This window comes from Rhizobacter sp. (assembly GCF_031412075.1).
In the GTDB taxonomy this organism is placed as follows: domain Bacteria; phylum Pseudomonadota; class Gammaproteobacteria; order Burkholderiales; family Burkholderiaceae_C; genus Rhizobacter.
Window position 1 is genome coordinate 1 of the sequence record NZ_JANOCG010000380.1, and the last position, 5,936, is coordinate 5,936.

Genomic DNA, 5,936 nt, shown 5'->3' on the forward strand with positions numbered 1-5,936 from the left:
GGCGGCCGCCATGGCCTGGGCCCTGCATCTGCAACGTGCCCAACGTGAACTGCAAAACGATCTGCAGAGCAACCGCGCCCAGGCACAAGCCCTCGCCGGCGCCCTCGATGTGTGGCAATGGCGCACCGACTCGCAACACCGGCTCAGCCTGCTGCGCCCGCCCGCGTCGACCAGCGAGCGCTGGCCTGCCCTCGATGGCAAGCCCCTGCTGTGGGAGCACTTCCAGTCTGACGACAACGCCGCGCTGCGCGCCCGTGTGCACAGCCACGCCACCGTCGATGCGCTGGCCGTCTGGCACACCGACAGCACCGGTGAGCGCCACGAGTTGATGTTGCGCGGTGCTCCACTGCTCGACATGGTGGGCCGCTTCGCCGGTCACGTGGGCACGGCGCGCGAGCTGGCGGCCGTGGCAGTCGCCCCGGTTTCGATTGAAGACGACGGTGGTGATCACGAGTCGTTCAGCTACACCGTCTCGCACGACCTGCGAGCGCCGATCCGCGTGGTCGAGGGTTTCACCAAGATCGTCAAAGAGGACTACGGTCGCTTGCTCGACCGCATCGGCAACGACCAACTCGATCGCGTGCTGGGCGCTGCCGCGCGCATGAACAGCATGATCGACTCGCTGCTCGCGCTGTCGCAGCTCTCATCCCGCCCGCTGACACGCCAGCCGGTCAACCTGACCCAGCTCGTGGGCTACATCGTCGACGACCTGCGCCGCCAGTCGCCGGAGCGGCAGGTCGAGGTGTTCATCGAGCCCGGCATGCAGGTTCAGGGCGACGCCACCTTGCTGCGCGTGGCACTGGAAAACCTGTTGGGCAACGCCTGGAAGTACACCGGCAAATGCCGCGAGCCGCGCATCCGCTTCGAGCGCACCGAGCACGAGGGCCGCCCCGCCTTCAGCGTGCGCGACAACGGTGCGGGTTTCGACATGCGCTTCGCCGACCGAGTGTTCGGCGTGTTCCAGCGCTTGCACAGCGCCAACGACTTTCAGGGCACGGGGGTCGGGCTGGCGTCCGTGCGGCGAATCATTCGCCGGCATGGGGGTGACATCTGGGCCGAAGGCGAGGTGGATCGCGGTGCTCGCTTCGTGTTTTGGCTGGGGCCGTAGCGACTCGCTGCGTGTCTTTACCGCAAAGACGCCAAGGGAAATACAAAGGTCGCAAAGAAAGCCTTTTTCTTCCTTTGCGACCTTTGCGCTTCTTTGCGTCTTTGCGGTGAAAAAAACCGTGCCGGTGCTCAGGCCTCGCCAGGCTTGGACAACAGCTCCACCGCATCGAGCAGCCGCTCCGCCTGCACCTGCAAGGGCCGCGATTCGGTCGCAGCAAGGCGCTGCAAACGTTCGAACGCGACCGCACGCGGCAGTGAGTAGCGGTGCATCAGCACCCCCACCGCCATGGCGATGGTCTGCGACATCACGTCGCCCACCTGCGCCTGCGAGGTGTTGGCCGCATCGACCCCCTGGCGCTTGCTCAGCTGCGCAAACGCCGCCTCCACCGCCGGCACGATCTGGCGGATGTCGAGCGGCTTCACGAGGTAGGCCACCGCACCCAGCTCCTTGACCTGGGCCACGGTCTCGTCGTCCGAGAAGGCCGACAAGAACATGAACGGCATCTGGCAGTACTCGCGCAGATAGGCCGCCACGTCGAAGCCGCTCTTGCCTTCCATGCGGATGTCGAGCAGCGCGAGGTCGGGCTTGTGGGCGCGGGCCAGCAAAATCGCGTCGTCACCGTTGTCGGCGTCGATGATCTCGTAGCCCGCTGCGGCCAGGCCGTGCGTCAGCGTGGCCAGCACCAGCCGGTCATCGTCGACCACGAGAATCTTGCCTTTATGCGCCACGAGCCGCCCCGAACAGACAGGCCGTGATTGTGGCTGAAACGTCTCTGCGCGAAATCACGAGCTTGTAAGCGGCCGAATGCGGCGTTCAGACCGGCTCGAGCCGCGTGACCCCCGGCGGCACCAAGGCAATGCTTGCGACCACATCGTCACCGTGCTGCTCGATGGTGAGGCTGGCACTGCGCCGCGGCAACAAGGCGCGCACCAGGCCCAGGCCCGAGACCCCACCCGGGAAACGCGACAGGCTGAAGCCCGGCGGCAACAGCCCCCGGTTGGCCACGCCGATGCGAATGCTCGCCTCGCCGCACACCAGGCTGCAGTGCACGGCCGACGGGTCGTCGATGGCAAAGCTGTGCTTGACGGCGTTGGTCAGCAGCTCGTTGATGCTGAGCGCGATTGGGATCGACTCGGCCTCGGGCAGCGCCCACAAGTGCGGCGCCGGCCCTTCGATGGTGAGCTGGATGGTGCGCCCGAAGGTACGCTGCACCGAGCCGGTGATGGCCTCGAGCACACTCTTCACACGCAGCGGCCCCGTCACGCCGACCTGCAGGCCATAGACCTGCGCAATCGCCTGCACCTGACCCACCACCTCCGACATGGCCGCCGCCATCTCGGGCTTGCGCGCGCCGATCTGTTGCAGCAGGCCGGCCACGCCTTGCAGGTTGTTCTTGATGCGGTGGTGCACTTCTTTCACCAGCATCTCGCGCTGGGCGATGGCCGCCTCGAAGCGCGCCTCTTGCGCGGCGCGCTGCTCGGTCACGTCGGTCGCCACCAGCAGCAGCTGGTCAGCGGGGGCGCCGGGCGACGCGAGCGGCAGGTAGCGTGCGTCCCACAGGCGGATCTCGCCATTGGCGTCGACGCGGTACTCGCGCTGCGTCACGTCACGTGCCGCGAGGGCCTGCGCCATGTCGCGGCGGCGTTGCCCGGCCACGGCGAGCGGGTACACCTCGTCGGGGGTGCGACCGATCATCTGCGACGGTGACGCCTCGGCACTGTGCGCCGCCAGCTGGTTGACCTGCAAGATGCGCAGGCTCTCGGCGTCGTACAAGGTGATGGCCAGCGGTGCCGCCTCGATCACGCGCTGCAACGAGGCCTGCGCCTCGGCGGTGCGCGCCTCGGCCTGGCGCCGGCGCTCGATGTCGAGCAAGGCGTAGGTCAGCTGCCGCCCGGTCGACTCGCGCCCTGTGACGACCGCATTGCCGACCACCCAGAACTCGCGCCCGTCACGCGCCTTGACCTTGCACTCGAAGGTCTCGGCCTGGCCTTCGACCAGCTCGTCGAGGTATTGCGTCTGCCTGAACGGGTGCTGGGCTCCCGGCGTGGCCACGGTGCTCATGGGCAGGTTGATGAAATCGGCCAGGTCACCACCGAACATGCGCCGCGCCGAGCGGTTCATCCACTCGATGCCCATCGGGCCCACGGTGACGATGCCGACCAGCACCGAATCGAGGATCGCGCGCGTGCGCTCGGCCTGCAGCGCCACCGCCTGCTGCGCACGATGGCGGTCGTCGACGTTGACGTACGAGGCGATCATGCCCTCGTCGAGCTTGTCGGCGTTGACCGGCCGGGTGCTCACCTGCACCCAGATCAGGCTGCCGTCGCGGCGGCGCAGCTGCCGCTCGGCCAGCCAGTTGCCGTGCTGCTCCATCGAGTGGCGCGTCACGCCGCGCAGCCGCCGGTACTCGGACTCGTTGGCATACAAGGTCGAGGTGGCCAGGCCGTTCATCGCGCCGGGGTCGTTGCCAGTGAGCTCGGCCATGGCCTGGTTGGCACGCTGGATGCGGTCCTTGCGGATGAAGGCAATGCCCACCTCCGAGAGGCTGAACATCAGCTCGCGGTCGCGCGCCAGCGCCTCCAGCTCCATCTGCTGGGTTTTTAACCGGGTGATGTCGGACAACACCGCGATGGCCTCCGAGGCGTCGCCGGCCGGGCCCGCGCGTCGCACCGAGAGCGCGCACCACACGCGCGGCTGGCCGGGCAAGTCGATGGCGATCTCGGTCTCGAACACCGTGTCGTGCTCCAGCGCCGCTTCGATGTCGGCCACCAGCCGCTGCGCATCGGGTTGCGCCTCGAACAACTCGTGCACCCCCGAGCCCACCACCTTGCCGGCATGAAAGCCGAGCAAGGCCTCGAAGCGGCTGTTGCAGCGCACCAGCACCCGCCCGCGCAAGTAGGCGATGCCGGCGGTGGTGCTCTCCAGGATGGTGGTCATCTCATGCAGCAGCACCTCGCTGCGCTGCTGCGACTGGTGTTGCTCGGTGATGTCGAGCGTGACCACCGAGGTCGTGCGTTTGCCCGAAGCCAGCGTGGCCGGCTCCACCCGCGTGAGCAACCAGCGCTGGCCGAGCTCGGGGTGGCGGATGGCGTATCGCACCTCGGCACGTTGCGCGTGGCGCAGCGCCTGCTGCAAGCGCTCGTACTCGGGCAGCGAGTCGGGCATCACCACATCGCGGCGTATCGACTGCAAGGCCGCGGAGGCGGGTGCGTCGCCCGTGCCGGGTGCGTGCGCGCTGCCATGCTGCACCCAACCCGACGACTCCTGGAAGGTGGCGAGGCCCACACCGGCGGTGTCCATCAGCGCACCAATCTGCATTTGCGCCAGGTCGCGCTCTTCTTCGGCGCTGCGGTCCTCCACCACCGCCATGTAGCGCAGCTGCAGGCTGGCGGTGCGGTAACTGCGCACCGCCGAGCGCAGGCTGCGCAGGCTGCCGTCGGGCTGCATCACCCAGGCCTTCGCTTCTTCGGGATTGGACCCCGGCTGCAGGCGGTCGAGTGGCCGGCCGTCCTGCCAGCACAGCAGCTTTTGCACGCCGGGCTCGGCTTCCGACATCAACACCGGCACCAGCCCCACCAGGGCTTCGAAGGCCGGGTTGGTGCGCACCAGCAGGCCTTGTTCGTCGAACAGCACCATGCCCACCGGGCTCAGGTCGAACCAGTCGTCGAGCTCGCGTGCCGAGCGGTCGGCGCGCTCGCGCGCCACGTGTTCGGCGGTGCTGTCTTGCAGCACGGCGAGATACCGCCGGTGGCCTTGTTCGTCGACCCAGGCGCGCCAGGTGCTGCGGTACCAGCGTTCACGCCCATCGGCGTGCAGCAGGCGCCGTTCCATCAACTGCTCGGGTTGGCCGGGTTGCGACATCTCCAGGATGCGGCTGCGGTAGGCCTGGATCAGCTCGCGATCTTCCTGCGGATGCAGATCCACCGAGTCGCGACCGATCAGCTGCTCGGCGCTGAAGCCGGTGAAGTCCGCAAAAGCCTGGTTGACCTGTTGAAGACGGAACTCGCTGTCTTGCAGGCAGGCGGGGAATGGCGACTCCCAGAACAGGCCCACCAGCTCGCTCGACATCGAGGGCGGCACGGCGGCAGCCAGACTCGCCGCGCCGTGACCCGCTTCGGCGGCCAGCCGCAAGGCCCAGCGTTCGTTTTCAAGCGGTGACAGCGCCACGCTGAACCGGCGCCCGTCGGGCAGGGTGAGGTCGTCGGGCAAGGCCGGCGTTGCCGCGCCACCCACCCGCGCCACACCCTTGGCACACACCCGCGAAACCGCGCCCACCAAGGTGTCGCCGAGCAGCGGCGTGAGCTGAGCCAGCGCAGCGCCGGCTTCGGCCCCCAAGAGGCGCAAGGCCGCGACGTTGGCGAACGAAATGCGGGCACTGCGATCGAGCACCAGCACCGCGTCAGACAGCACATCGAGAAATTGACGCAAGGCCTTGGGATCGAACATGGTCGTCAGCAGTGCGCCCCTCGCGCGAGGCGGCTCGAGTGTACGCAGCGCAGCGCCTCGGCCGTTGCCGGAGGCACTGACAACATCACAGGCGACGATCTGTCTGGAAGCGAAGGGGGGCTCTGGTCACTCGACCTGTGAGGCCGAGGTCAGCGCGCTGAGCACGCAGCGGTTGATCTCGCTCACGCTGAGCATCAGCGTCTCGGCCGCCGCACGGAAGTCGTACAGCGACTCGTTCTCCACCGCCTGCACCAAGGCAAAGTACGGTTGATACGGGCCTGACCCGTCGACCAGCGCCTGGTACACCCGCTCGGGCACGGGAATGGTTTTCAGCAGCTCGGAGAACGGCTGCTTGAACATGCGGTCGAGCAAGGAGAACACG

The 5,936-nt window shown here is 67.9% G+C and carries 3 protein-coding genes and 1 pseudogene; 1 reads left to right on the plus strand and 3 read right to left on the minus strand.

What is annotated here, in order from left to right:
• On the plus strand, positions 1-1,108 hold a 1,108-nt coding region (locus RMO40_RS14150), incomplete at its 5' end, for an ATP-binding protein (RefSeq protein WP_309722398.1).
• A 128-nt stretch (positions 1,109-1,236) separates the two neighbouring features.
• On the opposite strand, the gene RMO40_RS14155 is transcribed toward RMO40_RS14150, so the two are convergent.
• The 3 genes and pseudogenes from RMO40_RS14155 to RMO40_RS14165 all read right to left on the minus strand — a co-directional run.
• A complete protein-coding gene (locus RMO40_RS14155) occupies positions 1,237-1,812 on the minus strand; it encodes a response regulator (RefSeq protein ID WP_309722401.1) in 576 nt (191 codons plus the stop codon).
• Between the two features lie 109 nt (positions 1,813-1,921).
• Positions 1,922-5,554, minus strand: coding sequence for a PAS domain S-box protein (locus tag RMO40_RS14160; RefSeq protein ID WP_309722404.1), 3,633 nt, complete (start codon positions 5,552-5,554; stop codon positions 1,922-1,924).
• Positions 5,555-5,680: 126 nt separating this feature from the next.
• Positions 5,681-5,936: pseudogene (locus RMO40_RS14165) on the minus strand (EAL and HDOD domain-containing protein); the annotation flags it as partial.